The organism is Pseudomonas sp. Leaf59 (assembly GCF_920984685.1).
Lineage (GTDB): Bacteria > Pseudomonadota > Gammaproteobacteria > Pseudomonadales > Pseudomonadaceae > Aquipseudomonas.
On the sequence record NZ_CAKLBR010000026.1, the window covers coordinates 12,851 to 31,756 of the forward strand.

Genomic DNA, 18,906 nt, shown 5'->3' on the forward strand with positions numbered 1-18,906 from the left:
CCTGCCCTTTGCGGCCCAGGCTGACTTCCGACTTCCCTTTTTCGTACAAGGCAATCGACATGACCGACATTCAGAATAAGAACTACATCATTGCCCTCGACCAGGGCACCACCAGTTCGCGAGCGATCATCTTCGATCGTGACGCCAACGTGGTGTGCACCGCCCAGCGCGAGTTTACCCAGCATTACCCGCAAGCCGGCTGGGTTGAGCATGACCCGATGGAAATTTTTGCCACCCAGAGCGCGGTGATGGTCGAAGCCCTGGCACAGGCCGGCCTGCACCATGACCAGGTCGCCGCCATCGGTATCACCAACCAGCGTGAAACCACCGTGGTGTGGGACAAGAACACCGGCCGCCCGATCTACAACGCCATCGTCTGGCAGTGCCGCCGCAGCACCGAGATCTGCCAGCAGCTCAAGCGCGACGGCCACGAGCAATACATCAACGACGCCACTGGCCTGGTCACCGACCCGTACTTCTCCGGCACCAAGCTCAAGTGGATCCTCGACAACGTTGAAGGCAGCCGCGAGCGTGCGCGCAACGGCGAACTGCTGTTCGGCACCATCGACAGCTGGCTGATCTGGAAATTTACCGGCGGCAAAACCCACGTCACCGACTACACCAACGCCTCGCGCACCATGCTCTTCAACATCCACACCCTGGAGTGGGACGCGAAGATGCTGGAGATTCTCGACGTACCGCGCGAGATGCTGCCGGAAGTGAAATCGTCGTCGGAAATCTATGGCCGCACCAAAAGCGGCATCGCCATCGGCGGCATCGCCGGTGACCAGCAAGCGGCGCTGTTCGGCCAGATGTGTGTGGAGCCCGGCCAGGCCAAGAACACCTACGGCACCGGCTGCTTCCTGCTGATGAACACCGGCGACAAGGCGGTCAAATCCAAGCACGGCATGCTCACCACCATCGCCTGCGGCCCGCGTGGCGAAGTGGCTTACGCCCTCGAAGGCGCTGTGTTCAACGGCGGCTCGACCGTGCAATGGCTGCGTGATGAACTGAAAATCATCGCCGACGCCACCGACACCGAATACTTTGCCGGCAAGGTCAAGGACAGCAACGGCGTGTACCTGGTGCCCGCCTTCACCGGCCTGGGCGCGCCGTACTGGGACCCGTATGCCCGTGGCGCACTGTTCGGCCTGACCCGTGGCGTACGCGTGGACCACATCATTCGTGCAGCCCTCGAGTCGATTGCCTACCAGACCCGCGACGTGCTCGACGCCATGCAGCAGGACTCGGGCGAACGCCTCAAGGCCCTGCGCGTGGACGGTGGCGCAGTGGCCAACAACTTCCTGATGCAGTTCCAGGCAGACATCCTCGGCACCCAGGTGGAGCGCCCGCAAATGCGTGAAACCACGGCTCTGGGTGCCGCTTACCTGGCGGGCCTGGCCTGCGGTTTCTGGAGCAGCCTGGACGAACTGCGCGGCAAGGCGGTGATCGAGCGCGAATTCGAACCGCAACTGGATGAAGCCGCCAAAGAGAAACTCTACGCCGGCTGGCAGAAAGCGGTAAGCCGCACCCGCGACTGGGAGCCGCACGAAGGCGCCGAATAAGCCGGGCGCCGGTCCCTCTTGGGGTTGTAACTGGCAGGGAGCGGATTCCTGCGTCATCATGGGCCACTTTTGTATGGCAGCCCAAAGGACGCCCCATGAATCTGCCTCCCCGCCAGCAACAAATCCTCGAACTGGTCCGCGAACGCGGTTATGTCAGTATCGAGGAAATGGCGCAGTTGTTCGTTGTCACCCCGCAAACCATCCGCCGCGATATCAACCAACTGGCGGATGCCAACCTGTTGCGCCGCTACCACGGCGGCGCAGCCTATGATTCCAGCGTCGAAAACACCGCCTACGCTATGCGGGCCGACCAGATGCGCGACGAGAAACTGCGCATCGGCGAAGCCATCGCCGCGCAAATCCCCGATCATGCCTCGCTGTTCATCAACATCGGCACTACCACCGAATCCATCGCCCGTGCGCTGCTCAATCACAACCACCTGAAAATCATCACCAACAACCTCAATGTCGCCACCATGCTCAGCGCCAAGGACGACTTTGACGTGCTGTTGACCGGCGGCAACGTGCGCCGTGACGGCGGCGTAGTGGGCCAGGCCAGTGTGGATTTCATCAACCAGTTCAAGGTCGACTTCGCCCTGGTGGGTATCAGTGGGATTGACGAAGACGGCAGCCTGCTGGACTTCGATTACCAGGAAGTGCGGGTGTCGCAGGCGATCATCGCCAATGCACGCAAGGTAATCCTGGCGGCGGACTCCAGCAAGTTCGGGCGCAATGCCATGATTCGCCTGGGGCCGATCAGCCTGGTGGACTGTCTGGTGACCGATCAGCAGCCGGTGCCGGCGTTGGTGCAGTTGTTAAATGAGCACAAGGTCAGGCTGGAAGTGGTGTAGCGCCAGGACCGCCGCCATCGGCAGCAAGCGCCCTCCCACACTTGACCTGTTTCCAATAGAAGGAATGCGGTCAACATGGGGAGGGGGCTTGCTCCCGATGACAATCCGACAGTTACCTTTTTGTTAAGCCCTTCCCCAGGCGAATGTTCACAAATTTTCCCTTCCCCGTCCTTCGATGAGTTTTTTCAATCGAAGTCGACTGGCTGTGCCCGCGTTTATCAGCTACCATTTTCGCAAATGAACATTAATGTTCGAATTCCAATACGAAAAGATTGCGAGGCCAGCCGATGAACCCTTCTACCTTGCCTGCTCCACCCCTTGCCGAAGTCTATGACGTTGCCGTAATCGGTGGCGGGATCAATGGCGTCGGGATCGCAGCAGACGCAGCCGGGCGCGGTTTGTCGGTATTCCTTTGCGAAAAGGACGACCTGGCCAGCCACACCTCTTCGGCCAGCAGCAAACTGATTCATGGTGGCCTGCGCTACCTGGAACACTATGAGTTCCGTCTGGTGCGCGAAGCGCTGGCCGAACGTGAAGTACTGCTGGCCAAGGCGCCGCACATCGTCAAGCAGATGCGCTTCGTGCTACCGCACCGCCCGCACCTGCGCCCGGCGTGGATGATTCGTGCCGGCCTGTTCCTGTACGACCACCTGGGCAAGCGCGAGAAGCTCGCCGGATCCAAGAGCCTCACCTTCGGCGCCGACAGCCCGCTGAAAAGCGAAATCACCAAAGGCTTCGAATATTCCGATTGCTGGGTCGACGACGCCCGCCTGGTGGTACTCAACGCCATGGCCGCACGGGAGAAAGGTGCGCATATCCACACCCAGACCCGTTGTGTCAGCGCACACCGCAGCCAGGGTGTGTGGGAAATGAACATGGAGCGCGCCGACGGCAGTCTGTTCTCGATTCGCGCCAGGGCGCTGGTGAATGCCGCTGGCCCATGGGTCGCCAAGTTCATCCGCGACGACCTCAAGCTGGATTCGCCGTACGGCATCCGCCTGATCCAGGGCAGCCATCTGATCGTGCCCAAGCTCTATGAAGGCGCCCACGCACACATCTTGCAGAACGAAGACCAGCGCATCGTCTTCACTATTCCGTACCTGAACGACCTGACCATCATCGGCACCACCGACCGTGAATACACCGGCGATCCGGCCAAGGTGGCAGTGACCGAAGGCGAAACCGACTACATGCTCAAGGTGGTCAACGCGCACTTCAAGAAACAACTGAGCCGCGACGACATCGTCCACACCTACTCCGGCGTGCGCCCGCTGTGCAACGACGAGTCGGACAACCCATCGGCCATCACCCGCGATTACACCCTGTCGCTGTCCGGCGGCACCGGTGAGGCGCCGATTTTGTCGGTGTTCGGTGGCAAGCTGACCACCTATCGCAAGCTGGCCGAGTCGGCCATGGCCCAGTTAGCACCTTATTTCGCGCAGATGCGCCCAAGCTGGACCGCCACCGCCAGCCTGCCGGGCGGTGAGGACATGACCACGCCGCAAGCCCTGGCAGACGCCATTCTTAATAAATTCGACTGGGTGCCAGGCGAAATCGCCCGCCGTTGGTCCGTGACCTACGGCAGCCGCACCTGGCGTCTGCTGGAAGGCGTGCAGTCGCTGGCAGACCTGGGCGAGCACCTGGGTGGCGGCCTTTATACCCGCGAAGTCGACTACCTGTGCGCCGAAGAATGGGCGACCCAGCCACAGGATGTACTGTGGCGCCGCACCAAACTTGGCCTGTTCACCACGCCGGAAGAACAGGAAAAGCTGCAGCGTTATCTGTCCAAGGTCGAGCAAAACCGCAAGATCGAAGCCGCCTGACCTGTATGGGAGCGAGCCTGCTCGCTCCCATACCATTCGGTTTTCCGAACACCATCTCCCTCCCCCATTCGGTTTGCCGTACTCACACCTGGCAAATCCGCTGTCACATAAAGTTAATTCCTATACAAATCAGCGCATTAATCTTTTAACCGCTGACTGGCACGACTCATGCTCTACACTTCCCAACGATTGCCCAGGGCCTCCCAGCAGCCGTTATGGGCATTCGCCGTACAAGAGAGCCGCCTATCCGGCTTCATAAAAAAAACAAATGTCGAGGAAGTATTGATGCGCATCGTTCCCCATATCCTGGGCGCAGCTATCGCTGCTGCTCTGATCAGCACTCCAGTGTTCGCCGCCGAACTCACCGGCACGCTGAAGAAAATCAACGACTCCGGCACCATCACACTCGCGCACCGCGACAGCTCAATTCCGTTTTCCTACATCGCAGATGGCTCGGGCAAACCTGTGGGCTACTCCCACGACATTCAGCTGGCTATCGTTGAAGCCCTGAAAAAAGACCTGAACAAACCCGACCTGAAGGCCAAGTACAACCTGGTCACCTCGCAAACCCGTATTCCGCTGATCCAGAACGGCACCGCGGACCTGGAATGCGGCTCCACCACCAATAACGCCGAACGCGCCCAGCAAGTCGACTTCACCACCAACATCTTCGAAATCGGCACTCGCTTGCTGGTCAAGAAAGACAAGGATGGCAAGCCGTCCTACGCTGATTTCGCCGACCTCAAAGGCAAGAACGTCGTGACCACCGCCGGCACCACGTCCGAGCGCATCATCAAAGCGATGAACGCCGACAAGCAGATGGGCATGAACGTCATCTCCGCCAAGGACCACGGCGAATCCTTCCAGATGCTCGAAAGCGGCCGCGCCGTTGCGTTCATGATGGACGACGCGCTGCTGGCCGGTGAAGAAGCCAAGGCCAAAAAGCCGGACGACTGGGTCATCACCGGTACGCCGCAATCCTTCGAAGCCTATGCCTGCATGGTTCGCAAGGACGACCCGGCCTTCAAGAAAGCCGTGGATGACGCCATCGTCGGCCTGTTCAAATCCGGCGAGATCAACAAGATCTACAGCAAGTGGTTCGAAAGCCCGATCCCACCCAAAGGCCTGAACCTGAACTTCCCGATGAGCGAAAAGGTTAAAGAGCTGATCGCCAACCCAAGCGACAAGCCGGCGCCCGACGTAAAAATCTGACACTGAACTAACCTTATCGCCTGAGGGAGTTCACCCTCCCTCAGGCATCTGTTACTACCTGCTGGCAGTATTTTTGGAACACTCGACCTGGCGGTTTCCGAGCCGATCGCGTGTGCCTGGCGTTCAACGTCGGGCGGGAATGGACTTTCCCCAAGCGGGTGCTTGTACATCGATCGATTTCGAGGGGAGACCCTAATGAATTACAACTGGGACTGGGGCGTGTTCTTCAAGTCCACCGGCGTTGGCAGCGAGACCTATCTCGACTGGTACATCGCCGGCCTGGGCTGGACCATTGCCATCGCCGTCGTGGCATGGATTATCGCCTTGCTGCTGGGGTCCATTCTGGGCGTCATGCGCACTGTGCCAAATCGCCTCGTGGCGGGTATCGCGACCTGCTACGTCGAGCTGTTTCGCAACGTGCCGCTGCTGGTTCAGCTGTTCATCTGGTATTTCCTGATACCCGACCTGCTGCCGCAAAACCTGCAGGACTGGTACAAACAGGACCTCAACCCGACCACCTCGGCCTACCTCAGCGTCGTCGTGTGCCTGGGCCTGTTCACCGCCGCCCGTGTGTGTGAACAAGTGCGCACCGGTATTCAGGCGCTGCCACGCGGCCAGGAATCCGCGGCCCGCGCCATGGGCTTCAAGCTGCCGCAGATCTACTGGAACGTGCTGCTGCCGCAGGCCTACCGCATCATCATTCCGCCGCTTACCTCCGAATTCCTCAACGTCTTCAAGAACTCCTCCGTGGCGTCCCTGATCGGCCTGATGGAACTGCTGGCGCAAACCAAACAGACCGCCGAATTCTCGGCCAACCTGTTCGAAGCCTTCACCCTGGCCACGCTGATCTACTTCACCCTGAACATGAGCCTGATGCTGCTGATGCGCGTGGTCGAGAAGAAAGTCGCCGTGCCCGGCCTGATCTCCGTGGGGGGCAAATAATGGAACTTGATTTCAGCGGTATCATCCCCGCCATCCCGGGCCTGTGGAACGGCATGCTCATGACCTTGCAGTTGATGGTCATGGGCGTCATCGGCGGCATCGCGCTGGGTACGGTGCTGGCGCTGATGCGCCTGTCGTCGAGCAAACTGCTGTCGCGTGTGGCCGGCGCCTACGTGAACTACTTCCGCTCGATCCCGCTGCTGCTGGTGATCACCTGGTTTTACCTGGCAGTGCCGTTCGTGCTGCGCTGGATCACCGGCGAAGACACACCGATTGGCGCATTCACCTCCTGCGTCGTGGCCTTCATGATGTTCGAAGCCGCGTACTTCTGCGAAATCGTGCGGGCCGGCGTGCAGTCGATCCCCAAGGGCCAGATGGCCGCCGCACAAGCGATGGGCATGACCTACGGCCAGACCATGCGCCTGATCATCCTGCCCCAGGCGTTCCGCAAGATGACCCCGTTGCTGCTGCAACAGTCGATCATCCTGTTCCAGGACACCTCGCTGGTCTACACCGTGGGCCTGGTGGACTTCCTCAACTCCGCCCGCTCCAACGGCGACATCATCGGCCGCTCCAATGAGTTCCTGATCTTCGCCGGTGTCGTCTACTTCATCATCAGCTTTTCCGCCTCGCTGCTGGTCAAGCGTCTGCAAAAAAGGTTTGCCGTATGATCTCTATCAAGAACATCAACAAGTGGTATGGCGACTTCCAGGTGCTGACCGATTGCAGCACCGAGGTTAAAAAAGGCGAAGTGATCGTGGTGTGCGGGCCGTCCGGCTCGGGCAAATCGACGCTGATCAAATGCGTGAACGCACTGGAACCGTTCCAGAAAGGCGACGTGGTCGTCGACGGCACCTCCATTGCCGACCCTAAGACCAACCTGCCCAAACTGCGCTCGCGGGTAGGCATGGTGTTCCAGCACTTCGAGCTGTTCCCGCACCTGACCATCACCGAAAACCTGACCATCGCGCAGATCAAGGTACTGGGCCGCAGCAAGGAAGAGGCCACCAAAAAGGGCCTGCAACTGCTTGAGCGGGTCGGCCTCTCGGCACATGCCCACAAACACCCGGGCCAGTTGTCCGGCGGGCAACAGCAACGTGTGGCGATTGCCCGCGCACTGGCCATGGACCCGATCGTCATGCTGTTCGACGAACCGACCTCGGCCCTTGACCCGGAAATGGTCAACGAAGTGCTCGACGTGATGGTGCAACTGGCGCAGGAAGGCATGACCATGATGTGCGTGACCCACGAAATGGGTTTCGCGCGCAAAGTGGCCGACCGCGTGATCTTCATGGACGCCGGCAAGATCATCGAAGACTGCCCGAAAGAGGAATTCTTCGGCGACATCAGCGCCCGCTCCGAACGCGCGCAGCACTTCCTCGAGAAAATCCTGCAGCACTAAGTACTCCACGGCTCCCACTGTAGAAACCGGGCCAATGTGGGTGGGGGCTTGCCCCCGATAGCGGTGGATCAGTGACAGATGTATCGACTGACAGACTGCTATCGGGAGCAAGCCCCCTCCCACACCGAACCTCACAGGCTGGCAAGCGCTGGTTGACCCAAGGCATCTGTGATGAAATGCGACCCCAACCAATTTCGCGCCGCACCGCCATCACTTGCCGTGAAACCTCGTCTGATACGCCAACTGTTCCTGCCGCCACTGGTCGTCGCCCTGATGACTGGCCTGGGTTTCATCGGCTTCTGGATCAGTGAGTACTATGGCATCCGCACCCTCAGCGACACCGGCGAGCGCCAGCTTGAGCTGCACGCACGCACGGTCGAGAGCGAATTGGGCAAATACACCTACCTGCCCAGCCTGCTGGAGCTGGAATCCAGCGTGTCCAAACTGCTGGCCGAGCCCAATCAGGAAACCCGCAAGACCGTCAACGATTACCTCGAAGGCCTGAACCGACGCAGTCACAGTCGGGCCATCTACGTGATGGACACCACCGGCCGTGTGCTGGCCACCAGTAACTGGCGCGATGCCGACAGTTATCAGGGTGAAGACCTGTCCTTTCGCGCCTACTTCCAGAATGCCGTGCGCGGCCAGCCCGGGCGCTTCTACGGCATCGGCAGCACCAATGGCGAACCCGGCTACTACCTGGCCCACGGCCTGGAAGAGCACGGCAAGATCATTGGCGTGGCCGTGGTCAAGGTACGTCTCGAAGCCCTGGAAGAACGCTGGCAGCGCGCGCGCCTCGAAGCGTTCGTCAGCGACGAGAACGGCATCATCATCCTCTCCAGCGACCCGGCCCGGCGCCTCAAGGCCGTGCGCCCGCTGAGCGATGACACCCGCGACCGCCTGGCCCACAGCCTGCAATATTACTGGGCGACGCTGAACGAACTCGAACCCCTGGCCCGCGAACGCCTCAACGAGGTCAGCGAAAAACTGACCTTCCCGGCCAACAGCGAAGTGGTCAACGACGCCCACGAGGTGAGCTACCTGGCGCAAACCCGCCCGCTCCTCGATACGCCGTGGAACTTCACCCTGCTCACCCCGCTCAACGACCTGCGCCGCGCCGCAATCAACCAGGGCATTCTGGTGGCGGTTGCGTTCGGGCTGGTGGCATTCCTGCTGATCGCCTGGAACGAGCGGCGCAAGGTGATCGCCACCCGCCTCGCCGCGCGCGAAGCCTTGCAGGAAGCCAACAGCCAGCTGGAACGGCGGATCGCCGAGCGCACCACCGACCTGCGCGCCAGCAACGAACGGCTCAAGGGCCAGATTCGCGAGCGCCGCCAGGCCGAAGAAACCCTGCGCCGCGCCCAGGATGAACTGGTACAGGCCGGCAAGCTGGCGGCCATCGGCCAGATGTCCACCAGCATCGCCCACGAACTGAACCAGCCCCTGGCCGCGCTGCGCACCTTGTCCGGCAACACCGTGCGCTTCCTTGAGCGAGGCGCGCTGGACACCGCCAGCGCCAACCTCAAGACCATCAACGAGCTGATCGACCGCATGGGCCGCATCACCGCCAGCCTGCGCTCGTTTGCCCGGCGTGGCGATGACCAGAGCCAGGCCAGCCTCAGCAAGGCGGTGGACGCTGCATTCCAAGTGCTCGGCGCGCGCCTGGACAGCCTGCCGCTGAGCGTGCACCGTGACTTCGCCGCTGTGCAGTTGCAGATCGACCAGACGCGCCTGGAGCAGATCCTGGTCAACCTGATCGGCAACGCGCTGGATGCCATGCAAGCCCAGCCGATGCCCGAACTGTGGCTCGAAGGCAGCAGCAGCGACGGCAAATACCGCCTGCGGGTGCGCGACAACGGCCACGGCGTCGACGCCGAGGCGCGCAAGCATTTGTTCGAACCGTTCTTCACCACCAAACCCGGCGAGCAGGGCCTTGGCCTTGGCCTGACCCTGTCGGCCAGCCTCGCGGCGGCTACCGGCGGCAACCTTGCCGTGGAACACCCGGCCACTGGTGGCACGGCCTTTGTCCTGAGCCTGCCGCTGGCGGGCACTCAACCCACTGAGTCGACATGAATATCACGCCCCAAGACCTCACCGTGCTGATCGTCGAAGACGACCCCCATGTGCTGCTCGGCTGCCAACAGGCGCTGGCGCTGGAAGACATTGCCAGTGTCGGCGTGGGCAGCGCCGAAGAGGCGCTCAAGCACGTCGGCGAGCACTTCGCCGGCATCGTCATCAGCGACATTCGCCTGCCGGGCATCGATGGGCTGGAACTGCTCACCCGCCTCAAGGCGCTGGATAAAAGCCTGCCGGTGGTGCTGATCACCGGGCATGGCGACATCGCCATGGCGGTCGGCGCCATGCGCAATGGCGCCTACGACTTCATGGAGAAACCCTTCTCCCCCGAACGCCTGGTCGATGTCGCCCGCCGCGCCCTGGAGCAGCGCGCTCTGGCGCGGGAGGTCTGGGCACTGCGTCGCCAACTGGCCGAGCGCGACTCGCTGGAAGGCCGCATCATCGGGCGTTCGCCGGCCATGCAGAACCTGCGCGAACTGATTGCCAATGTCGCCGACACCTCGGCCAACGTGCTGATCGAAGGCGAGACCGGCACCGGCAAGGAACTGGTCGCGCGTTGCCTGCATGACTTCAGCCGCCGCCATTCCCATCAGTTCGTCGCGCTCAACTGCGGCGGCCTGCCGGAGAACCTGTTCGAAAGCGAGATCTTCGGCCACGAAGCCAATGCCTTCACCGGCGCGGGCAAACGCCGCATCGGCAAGATCGAACACGCCCACGAAGGCACGCTGTTCCTCGATGAAGTGGAAAGCATGCCGATCAACCTGCAGATCAAGTTGCTGCGGGTGTTGCAGGAACGCACCCTCGAACGCCTGGGCTCGAACCAGAGCGTGGCGGTGGACTGCCGGGTGATCGCCGCCACCAAGTCCGACCTCGACGAACTCAGCCGCGCCAGCCTGTTCCGCAGCGACCTGTATTACCGGCTCAACGTGGTCACCCTGGAACTGCCGCCGCTGCGCGAGCGTCGCGAAGACATCCTGCAACTGTTCGAACACTTTTTGCAGCAGTCATCCCTGCGCTTCGACCGCAGCGTGCCTGACCTCGACAACCAGACCCTGTCGAGCCTGATGAGCCACGACTGGCCGGGCAATGTGCGCGAACTGCGCAACGTCGCCGAACGCTTCGCCCTCGGTCTTCCGGCCTTCAAAAAGTCCGGCGCGGGCGGCAGCACCCATGGGCTGGCCTTCACCGAAGCGGTGGAGGCCTTCGAGCGCAACCTGCTCGCCGATGCCCTGCAGCGCAGCGGCGGCAACCTGACCCAGGCCAGCCAGGAACTGGGGATGGCCAAGACCACGCTGTTCGACAAAGTCAAAAAATACGGGTTGAGCCACTGATGGACCTACTGTTGAAGGCCGCCCTGGGCGCGGCGGTGGTGTTGATACTCGCCGCGCTGGCCAAGACCCGAAACTATTACATCGCAGGCCTGGTGCCACTGTTCCCGACCTTTGCGCTGATCGCCCACTACATCGTCGGCAAGGGCCGGTCGGTGGACGACTTGAAGACCACCATCCTGTTCGGGATGTGGTCGATCATTCCGTATTTTGTGTATTTGGCGACGCTGTATGTGATGGTCGACCGAATGCGCCTTGAAGCCTCGCTGGCCGTCGCCACTGTCGCCTGGCTGATGGCGGCAACGCTGCTGGTGACCGTATGGGTCAGGGTTCACACCTGACACACTGCCGCTCCCACAGAAAATCCCTCTCAGCGCACTATTTTGTCCACCTGAATCCCCAGCTTCTTCAGCCGATACCAGAAGCTCCTTTCGGAAATCCCGATCTTCGCCGCGGCTGCGGCCTGCACGCCGTTGCTCTCCTGCAGCGCCGCCAGAATGTAGCCCTTCTCCACCTCCGCCAGCGCCGCATCCAGATCCTGGGGCACGTCCGGGGCGTCGCTGCGCAGCACCGTCTCGGCGGGCCTTGAGGCATACAGGTAACCCGGCAGGTCGATATCTTCGATCACAGGCGACGCCGCCACGATCGTCGCCCGCTCGACGCAGTTCTGCAGCTCACGAATATTGCCCGGCCAGTGATACGCCGCCATCGCCTGCAACGCTTCGGGGCTGAAGCCGGTGATACGTTTGCCGGCCGTCGCGCTGATGGTGTGGGCAAAGTGGCGGGCCAGCGGCACGATGTCTTCTGCGCGGTCGCGCAGCGCCGGCAGCGGAATCGGGAAGACGTTGAGGCGGTAATACAGGTCTTCGCGAAATTCTTTCCTGGCCACCGCCTCCAGCAGGTTTTTATTGGTGGCGGCAATCACCCGCACATCCACCTTGCGCTCGCGCGGATCGCCCACCGGCTCGATCACCCGCTCCTGCAAGGCACGCAGGATCTTGGCCTGCAACGCCAGGGGCATGTCGCCCACTTCGTCGAGAAACAGCGTGCCCTTGTCGGCCTGCATGAACCGCCCAACCCGGTCCGCCACGGCGCCGGTGAAGGCGCCCTTGCGGTGGCCGAACATCTCGCTTTCCAGCAGGCCTTCGGGAATGGCCGCGCAATTGACTGCCACGAAGGGCTTGTCCGCACGGCTGCCATGCTTGTGGATGGCGCGGGCGACCATTTCCTTGCCGGTGCCGCTTTCGCCGGTCAGCAGGATGGTCGCGGTGCTGTCGCGCACCGAATCCACCGCTTGCAGCACCTGGCGAAACGCCGGGCTGTCGCCCACCAGGCTGTCGAACTGGGCGTGTTCGTCCAGCTCGGCGCGCAGGCGTGCGTTGTCGCGAGTGATGTCGCGAAACTGCAGCGCCTTGGCCACGGTGATATCCAGCTCGTCGATATCGAACGGCTTGGCGATGTAGTCGTAGGCGCCGTTGCGCATCGACTGCACGGCATTTTTGACGGTGCTGTAGGCAGTCATCACGATCACCGGCACCTGCGGGTAGCGCACACGGATTTCGGCCAGCAGCGCCGGCCCGTCCATGCCCGGCATGCGCCAGTCACTGATCACCAGGTCAATGTCTTCCTGTTCCAATACCTTGAGCGCGTGCAGGCCGTTGCCCGCAGTGAACACCTGGATGCCGCTCTGGCTGAGGGCGGATGACAGCAGGTCACAGAGCTTGGGCTCGTCGTCGACCACCAATACGTTATGCGTCATGACCTTCCTCATCGTCGCCGTCGTCTTCACCGTCAGCCGGAATGTACAGGCTGAAGGTGGCGCCGGCATCTTTCTCGCTGGTGCACTCGATGCTGCCGTCGTGACTTTCCATGATCGAATAGACTTTGGCCAGGCCCAGGCCCGTGCCCGACGCCTTGGTGGTGACAAAGGGTGTGAAGATGCGCTCGATCATCTCCGCCGCAATGCCCTGGCCGGTGTCGGCGATGCTGATCACCGTATTGCTGCCCTGGCTGCGAATGCCCAGCGTCAGGCGGCCTCCGTCGGGCATCGCGTCGATGGCGTTGAGGATCAGATTGAGGCAGGCCTGCTTGAGCTGCTTGGCATCGGCATACAGGGTCGCACCGGGCGCCTGGTCGTCGATGCGCGCATCGATGTTGTGGGTGGTCAGTTCCGGGCTGCAAAAACCGAGGATTTCCTCCACCAGCGGGCGTGCCGCCTGCTGCACCCGCAGCGGCGGGTTGGGCTTGGCGAAATCGAGAAACTCGGTAATCAACTCGTTGATACGGCTGACTTCGTTGATCACGTATTCCAGGTGGCGCTTGTCGCTGTCCGGCAGGTCGACGCGGCGGTGCAGCAGTTGGGTGGCGGTCTTGATGATGCCCAGCGGGTTGCGGATTTCGTGGGCCAGGCCCATGGCAACCTCGCCCAGGGCATGCAGCCGGTCGCGCCGGCGCAACTGGGCTTCGAGGTGATGCAGCTCGCCCAGGCGCTCGGTCATGTGGTTGAAGGTGCTGCTCAATTGCGCCAGTTCGTCACCGCCGCTGGCCCGCACCCGGTGCTGATAATCCCCCGCGATCACGGCATCGACGCCCTCGGACAGGTCGCGCAGCGGCCGGGTCAGGCGCCGCGACACCAGCACACCGGCGGCCAGCGACAGCGCCGAACTCAGCAGGAAAATCAGCACGAACAAATTGCTCTGATTGACCAGCCCCACCAGGCTGGTGTGGCGCAGCAAGCCGCTGAAGATCACGCCCTGCAGTTCGCCGGCATCATTGAAGATCGGCCAGTACAAACCGCTGTAGTTGCTGGTGAACTGCTCGCTCGGCTGGCGGCTGGCACGCATGGCCGTTTCGATATTTGCCGGGATGCGCAACGGATGATCGTCGAAGCGCTGGGTCGAGAATATTTCCGAAAAACCCTCGGGGTTGGCCAGGTACAGGCGCAGGTCGAGGGAATGCACGTCGGCCACGCTGGTGAGGAAACTGCTGTCCAGGTAGGTGGCCACCAGCAGCTGATAGTCCACGCCATCGCGGTTGGTTTCGAAGGTCGACACCACCAGGCCGGTCATCACCCCGGCCACCTTGACGGTTTGCAGGACCGCTTTGCTGGTGAGGTTGATCTGCTTGACCACGTCTTCGGACGCGGTACTGAACACCACCTTCTGGTCGCTGCTGCGGATCAGCGCGACCACATCGATATCGGTGGCATCGGCGATGTCGGCGGTCAGCCGGTCGTGCCGCGCCGCCTGCGGGCTCGACGGCGGGCTGGTGTAGCGCAGGAACAGCTTGGCCATGCGCGCGTTGTCATGAAGGATATCGCCAATCTCGTCCTTGACGATCTTGGTCGACTCCTGCAGCCAGATGCGCACGTTGCTGTCGAAAATCTGCGACAGCGTGGTCGCGGCCAGTTCGGCGGCGATCATCGTTGGAATAACGCTGACCAGCCAGAACGCCAACACCAGCTTGCGCTGGACACTCCAGCGCGAAATGGCAAATGGACGGGCTTTCTGGCGGGTCTTGTTGATCATCAGGTTTCGCTTATCACGGCAGCCATGGCAGGGTCGGAACGGTCCGGTCGAAGAAACGCTTTCACCAGGTTGAGCAGCACGTTGACCACCCGGTTGCGATGGCGAAAGAACAAATGCCTGCCCTGGAACTCGCAACCCAGGCGCAGTTTACTGGCATAGCCTTCCTGACCGCACTCATAGAGCGGGATCCGGTGCGCAATACAATAGTCGACATTGGTCAGCCAACTGCGAAAGTACAGGTTGTACTCGCGACCGAACGCGCTGTCATGCCCGAAAAACTTGTCGATCAGCCGATGCTCGTCCACCAGGATCAGGTTGAACGCCACCAGGTGTTCGCCCACCCAATACAGCACACACACCGCACGCCCCTGCATCCGTTCGAGCAGCCCGGTGAAGTAGCTGGCCGGCAGGCGCTCGAATTGCAGGTCGGCGCGGCTGAGCGTGGCATCGTACAGGCGCATGACCTCGGGCAGCACATCATCGATGTTACGCCGCCACTCCAGGCGCGGCCCCGGCGCCCGCAGCTTGCGGCGCAGGTCCTTGCGGGTCGACTTGCACAACGAGCCGAGGTAGGCGTCCACCGAGCCGTAGGGCACCTTCAACACGCCGCCGGGCAGGCCCGGCATGCTTTTGAAACCTGCGCTGCGGCAACTCGCGGCCCACTGCGAGTCCTGTGAGGCAACGTCCTTGACTGCCACCAGGCTGATACCGAATTCACTGGCATCCTGGCGCGCGGCCTTGATCAACTGCTTGAGCAACAGCGGGCGCCTTGCCGGCGGCACGCGGCTGGCAATGCCTGCATCACAGTGCTCGGCCATCGGCGAACCGATGGCGTACAGCGGCAGTTGCAAAACACCCGGCCACAGTCGCTCCAGGCGTTCGGTAAAACGCTTGCCGGCGCCCGATACCGTGGTGTCGAGGCGATAACGGGTGATGAATGCGGCCGCCACCGCCACCAGCGTGCCGTCCTCATAGACCGCCAGGTAGCGCCATGTGAAATCGGCGATGGCGGCGTTCTCCACCACCACGTAATAGTCCCAATCCTCCAGCGCACCCGGAAAACAGTCGTTCCAGGCACTGCGCTGGATGGCCCGGATGGTCGAGAAGGCTTGCGTGGTGATCACGGATTTCCCTTATTTGTGTACTGAGCACCGAACCCATGTGGGCGCTGGCTTGCCTGTGATACAGGCCCCTCGGTGGATCAGGCAGACCGCCGTGATGCAATCGCAGGCAAGCCAGCTCCCCCATTGACCACGGTGGTGTTTATCGTCGTGTGTTGCTCAACGAACCGGGCACTCAACTCGATCACCCGCCGGTATTGCAGGTCGACGGTGATCATGTGGTAGCAGTTGTCCAGCAGGATCTTGGTCACCGGGCCGCCGAGGTGACGCTCCACGTAGTCGGCGTTCCAGCGGCTGGTGATGTCGTCCTCGATGGAATGCAGCACCAGCGCCGGCACCTTGACCTCGCGCATGCGTTTTTTGACCACGGCGTTCATGCGGTGCAGCTCGCGCACCGTGATGCCCTCCATGGTCAACAGGCCGGCCTCACTGCTCTCCCCTTCTTTCATCTGGCGTTCAACAACGGCCCGCAGGCGCTCGTTCTTGATGCCGTACGGCGGCTTCTCTTCGAAGCGGCAGACATGCACGCCGAACGGAATCTTCATCAGCAACGGCGACAGAAACGCCAGCTTGCTGATGCTCCAGCCGTCGTACTTCAGGGTCGTGGAATACATCAACAGGCCGGCCACCTGCCCTGGGTGCTCGGCGGCCACGTACATCGACATCACCGCGCCCATGGACAGGCCGCCGACAAACACCTGCGCATGCCGCTGTCTGATCTGTACGAAAGCCTTGCGCACACCTTCGTACCAGTCACGCCAGCCGGTGGCCTGCAGGTCGCTGTTGTCACCGCAGTGCCCGGCCAGGGTCGGCACGTACACCGTGCAATGACCGGCCTTGACCAGGCCCTTTGCGACCTGGCGCAATTCCGTCGGGGTGCCGGTCAGGCCGTGGATCAACAGGATCCCGACCGGACCTTCACCGAGAACGAAGCCGGCAGTACCTTCGCCGAGGTCGATCCCTGCGCCGTTCACCGCTGGGTTGCCCGCACCAGCAGTTGCTCGAGCAGCTTGAGGCCCAGGTCGATTTCCGGGTAGCTGATTTCCAGCGACGGTGCCAGGGTGATCACGTTCTTGTAGTAGCCGCCCACGTCGAGAATCAAACCGAGTTTGCGGCCGTCCACCACCATGTCGCCCTTCATGCCTTCCTCGACCATGTAGTCCAGGGTCGCCTTGTCCGGGGTGAAGCCATCCGGGCCGCAGATTTCGCAGCGCAGCGCCAGGCCCAGGCCATCGACGTCGCCGATGATAGGGAAACGTTTCTGCAAGTCCTGCAAGCCTTCGAGGAAGTATTTGCCCTTGTTCATGACCATGGCGCCGTAGTCGACTTCATTGGTCATCTTGAACATTTCCAGACCCACCGCCGTGCCCAGCGGGTTGGAGGCGAAGGTGGAGTGCGTGGAGCCCGGCGGGAAGATCTTCGGGTTGATCAACTCTTCACGGGCCCAGATGCCGCCCAGCGGGTTGAGGCCGTTGGTCAGCGCCTTGCCGAACACGATCACGTCCGGCTGCACGTCGAAGTGCTCGATGGACCACAGTTTGCCGGTGCGGTAGAAGCCCATCTGGATTTCGTCGGACACCATGAGGATGCCGTGCTGATCCAGCACATGCTTGAGCTCGCGGTAGAAGTTCATCGGCGGGATTACGTAGCCGCCGGTGCCCTGGATCGGCTCGACGTAGAACGCCGCGTATTCGCACTGGTTGGTTTTCGGGTCCCAGACGCCGTTGTATTCGGTCTCGAACAAACGCGCGAATTGCTGCACGCAGTGGCTGCCGTACTCTTCCTTGGTCATGCCCTTGGGGCCACGGAAGTGGTAAGGGAACGGGATGAAGTTGGCGCGTTCGCCAAAATGACCGTAGCGTCGACGGTAGCGGAAGCTGGAGGTGATCGACGAGGCGCCGAGGGTGCGCCCGTGGTAGCCGCCTTCGAAGGCGAACATCAGGCTTTTGCCGTTGGAGGCGTTACGCACCACTTTCAACGAGTCTTCGATGGACTGCGAGCCACCGACATTGAAGTGCACGCGACCGTCGAGGCCGAACTTCTTCTTGGCGTCGACCGCGATCATTTCCGACAGCTCGATCTTGCCCTTGTGCAGGTACTGGCTGGCGATTTGCGGCAGGGTGTCGATCTGTTGCTTCAACGCATTGTTCAAGCGTGGGTTGGCGTAGCCGAAGTTCACTGCCGAGTACCACATCTGCAGGTCGAGGTAGGCCTGGTCTTCGGTGTCCCACACGTAGGAGCCTTCGCAACGGCTGAAGATGCGCGGCGGCTCGATGTAGTGAACGGTGTCGCCGTAGGAGCAGTACTTGGCTTCTTTATCCAGAAGAATCTGGTCTTCGGCGGTGGCGATACGGATATCAGACATGGTGGAAGAGTTCCTGGTTGTCGGCAGCAGTAAAGGAGGTGGCGTTGGCCGCGATGCCCTGGGGCAATTGCGCGAGCAAGGCGGGCATTTCGGCAAAAGTGTCGAAACGCGCATGGGGAATGTGGTGGGCGACGCAGTAGTCGGCGAGGCTGCCTTTGGCAAACACGAAGTCGGCGGTGGCGGCCACGCACATGTCCGACTTGCCGTCGCCGATCACCAGCACGCGCTTGTTGCCCGGCGTGGACTTGCACTTGCAGTTGCCGGAGGCGGCACGGCAGGCGTCGCTTGCATAAGGAAAGTCGATGCGCCAGCTGTTCTGGTCGACCTGGCGCAGGCGGTTGGCGAGGATCGGCAGCAAGGTCACGTAGTTGCGCGACAGGATGCGGGCGATGCCCTGCTCGATGCCGTCGCTGACCACTTCGAGGGTCGCGCCCAGGCCCATGACGTGATCGACGAAATCCGGGAAGTCCGGGTCGATCTCGACACTGTCGAAGTACGCCAGCAGCTCGGCGGGCGTGGCCTTGATCAGCGCCAGTTGGCGGCTCAGGCATTCGCGTGAACCGATGTGTCCGTCCAGCCATTCCTGTTCGATGGTTTCCCACTCGGGCCCGGCGAAGCGTTGGAGGACGTTGTCGATGACGTCGGTGGGGGTGATGGTCCCGTCGAAGTCACACACGATATGCCAGTGAATCAT

Annotated in this window: 16 protein-coding genes; 10 read left to right on the forward strand and 6 right to left on the reverse strand. The window is 61.8% G+C overall.

All coding sequences use genetic code 11. The features are described 5' to 3' along the window. The first annotated feature begins 59 nt into the window (after positions 1–59). From glpK to LUB09_RS21695, 10 genes are all read left to right on the forward strand, one after another. On the forward strand, positions 60–1,565 hold the full coding sequence (gene glpK / locus LUB09_RS21650; protein WP_003231438.1) for a glycerol kinase GlpK: 1,506 nt from the start codon (positions 60–62) through the stop codon (positions 1,563–1,565). 95 nt (positions 1,566–1,660) lie between these two features. Continuing rightward, positions 1,661–2,416 carry a DeoR/GlpR family transcriptional regulator gene (locus tag LUB09_RS21655; RefSeq protein ID WP_209989253.1) on the forward strand — a complete coding sequence of 252 codons (756 nt, stop codon included), beginning with the start codon at positions 1,661–1,663 and terminating at the stop codon, positions 2,414–2,416. 287 nt (positions 2,417–2,703) lie between these two features. Next, entirely contained in the window at positions 2,704–4,239 is a 1,536-nt protein-coding gene (glpD, locus tag LUB09_RS21660) for a glycerol-3-phosphate dehydrogenase (RefSeq protein WP_209989250.1), read from the forward strand. 285 nt (positions 4,240–4,524) lie between these two features. Beyond that, the gene (locus LUB09_RS21665) at positions 4,525–5,451 is read left to right on the forward strand and encodes a glutamate/aspartate ABC transporter substrate-binding protein (protein ID WP_231423653.1); all 927 of its coding nucleotides are present in this window, start codon (positions 4,525–4,527) and stop codon (positions 5,449–5,451) included. Between the two features lie 195 nt (positions 5,452–5,646). Continuing rightward, positions 5,647–6,393, forward strand: coding sequence for an amino acid ABC transporter permease (locus LUB09_RS21670; protein WP_053133475.1), 747 nt, complete (start codon positions 5,647–5,649; stop codon positions 6,391–6,393). Then, positions 6,393–7,064 carry an amino acid ABC transporter permease gene (locus LUB09_RS21675; RefSeq protein ID WP_053133478.1) on the forward strand — a complete coding sequence of 224 codons (672 nt, stop codon included), beginning with the start codon at positions 6,393–6,395 and terminating at the stop codon, positions 7,062–7,064. Before LUB09_RS21670 ends, LUB09_RS21675 begins: the two co-directional genes overlap by 1 nt. Beyond that, positions 7,061–7,795, forward strand: coding sequence for an amino acid ABC transporter ATP-binding protein (locus LUB09_RS21680; RefSeq protein WP_003208734.1), 735 nt, complete (start codon positions 7,061–7,063; stop codon positions 7,793–7,795). Before LUB09_RS21675 ends, LUB09_RS21680 begins: the two co-directional genes overlap by 4 nt. 171 nt (positions 7,796–7,966) lie before the next feature. After that, positions 7,967–9,868 carry a sensor histidine kinase gene (locus LUB09_RS21685; protein WP_231423654.1) on the forward strand — a complete coding sequence of 634 codons (1,902 nt, stop codon included), beginning with the start codon at positions 7,967–7,969 and terminating at the stop codon, positions 9,866–9,868. Beyond that, positions 9,865–11,202, forward strand: coding sequence for a sigma-54-dependent transcriptional regulator (locus tag LUB09_RS21690; RefSeq protein ID WP_269325508.1), 1,338 nt, complete (start codon positions 9,865–9,867; stop codon positions 11,200–11,202). The genes LUB09_RS21685 and LUB09_RS21690 overlap by 4 nt, the downstream gene beginning before the upstream one ends. Before the next feature lie 8 nt (positions 11,203–11,210). Then, on the forward strand, positions 11,211–11,540 hold the full coding sequence (locus LUB09_RS21695; protein ID WP_231423674.1) for a GlpM family protein: 330 nt from the start codon (positions 11,211–11,213) through the stop codon (positions 11,538–11,540). A gap of 29 nt (positions 11,541–11,569) precedes the next feature. Here LUB09_RS21695 and LUB09_RS21700 read toward each other — a convergent pair whose 3' ends face one another. The 6 genes from LUB09_RS21700 to LUB09_RS21725 form a co-directional block, all read right to left on the reverse strand. Next, positions 11,570–12,958, reverse strand: a complete 1,389-nt coding sequence (locus tag LUB09_RS21700; RefSeq protein ID WP_209989236.1) for a sigma-54-dependent transcriptional regulator — start codon at positions 12,956–12,958, stop codon at positions 11,570–11,572. Continuing rightward, positions 12,948–14,726, reverse strand: a complete 1,779-nt coding sequence (locus tag LUB09_RS21705) for a sensor histidine kinase (protein ID WP_209989229.1) — start codon at positions 14,724–14,726, stop codon at positions 12,948–12,950. Before LUB09_RS21705 ends, LUB09_RS21700 begins: the two co-directional genes overlap by 11 nt. Beyond that, on the reverse strand, positions 14,726–15,850 hold the full coding sequence (locus LUB09_RS21710; protein WP_231423655.1) for a GNAT family N-acetyltransferase: 1,125 nt from the start codon (positions 15,848–15,850) through the stop codon (positions 14,726–14,728). The genes LUB09_RS21705 and LUB09_RS21710 overlap by 1 nt, the downstream gene beginning before the upstream one ends. 77 nt (positions 15,851–15,927) lie before the next feature. Beyond that, positions 15,928–16,821: an alpha/beta hydrolase gene (locus tag LUB09_RS21715; RefSeq protein WP_209989222.1), complete on the reverse strand. Its 894-nt coding sequence runs from the start codon at positions 16,819–16,821 to the stop codon at positions 15,928–15,930. Then, the gene (locus tag LUB09_RS21720) at positions 16,818–18,212 is read right to left on the reverse strand and encodes an aspartate aminotransferase family protein (protein ID WP_209989219.1); all 1,395 of its coding nucleotides are present in this window, start codon (positions 18,210–18,212) and stop codon (positions 16,818–16,820) included. Before LUB09_RS21720 ends, LUB09_RS21715 begins: the two co-directional genes overlap by 4 nt. Next, the gene (locus LUB09_RS21725) at positions 18,205–18,906 is read right to left on the reverse strand and encodes an MtnX-like HAD-IB family phosphatase (RefSeq protein ID WP_209989216.1); all 702 of its coding nucleotides are present in this window, start codon (positions 18,904–18,906) and stop codon (positions 18,205–18,207) included. The genes LUB09_RS21720 and LUB09_RS21725 overlap by 8 nt, the downstream gene beginning before the upstream one ends.

What these genes read in the sequence shown, in the direction of transcription:
- LUB09_RS21655 (WP_209989253.1), top strand. Translation starts at nt 1,661, where the DNA reads ATGAATCTGCCTCCCCGCCAGCAACAAATCCTCGAACTGGTCCGCGAA.
- glpD (WP_209989250.1), top strand. Translation starts at nt 2,704, where the DNA reads ATGAACCCTTCTACCTTGCCTGCTCCACCCCTTGCCGAAGTCTATGAC.
- LUB09_RS21690 (WP_269325508.1), top strand. Translation starts at nt 9,865, where the DNA reads ATGAATATCACGCCCCAAGACCTCACCGTGCTGATCGTCGAAGACGAC.
- LUB09_RS21680 (WP_003208734.1), top strand. Translation starts at nt 7,061, where the DNA reads ATGATCTCTATCAAGAACATCAACAAGTGGTATGGCGACTTCCAGGTG.
- LUB09_RS21725 (WP_209989216.1), bottom strand. Translation starts at nt 18,906, where the DNA reads ATGATTCACTGGCATATCGTGTGTGACTTCGACGGGACCATCACCCCC.
- LUB09_RS21705 (WP_209989229.1), bottom strand. Translation starts at nt 14,726, where the DNA reads ATGATCAACAAGACCCGCCAGAAAGCCCGTCCATTTGCCATTTCGCGC.
- LUB09_RS21720 (WP_209989219.1), bottom strand. Translation starts at nt 18,212, where the DNA reads ATGTCTGATATCCGTATCGCCACCGCCGAAGACCAGATTCTTCTGGAT.
- glpK (WP_003231438.1), top strand. Translation starts at nt 60, where the DNA reads ATGACCGACATTCAGAATAAGAACTACATCATTGCCCTCGACCAGGGC.
- LUB09_RS21700 (WP_209989236.1), bottom strand. Translation starts at nt 12,958, where the DNA reads ATGACGCATAACGTATTGGTGGTCGACGACGAGCCCAAGCTCTGTGAC.
- LUB09_RS21685 (WP_231423654.1), top strand. Translation starts at nt 7,967, where the DNA reads ATGAAATGCGACCCCAACCAATTTCGCGCCGCACCGCCATCACTTGCC.
- LUB09_RS21670 (WP_053133475.1), top strand. Translation starts at nt 5,647, where the DNA reads ATGAATTACAACTGGGACTGGGGCGTGTTCTTCAAGTCCACCGGCGTT.
- LUB09_RS21675 (WP_053133478.1), top strand. Translation starts at nt 6,393, where the DNA reads ATGGAACTTGATTTCAGCGGTATCATCCCCGCCATCCCGGGCCTGTGG.
- LUB09_RS21665 (WP_231423653.1), top strand. Translation starts at nt 4,525, where the DNA reads ATGCGCATCGTTCCCCATATCCTGGGCGCAGCTATCGCTGCTGCTCTG.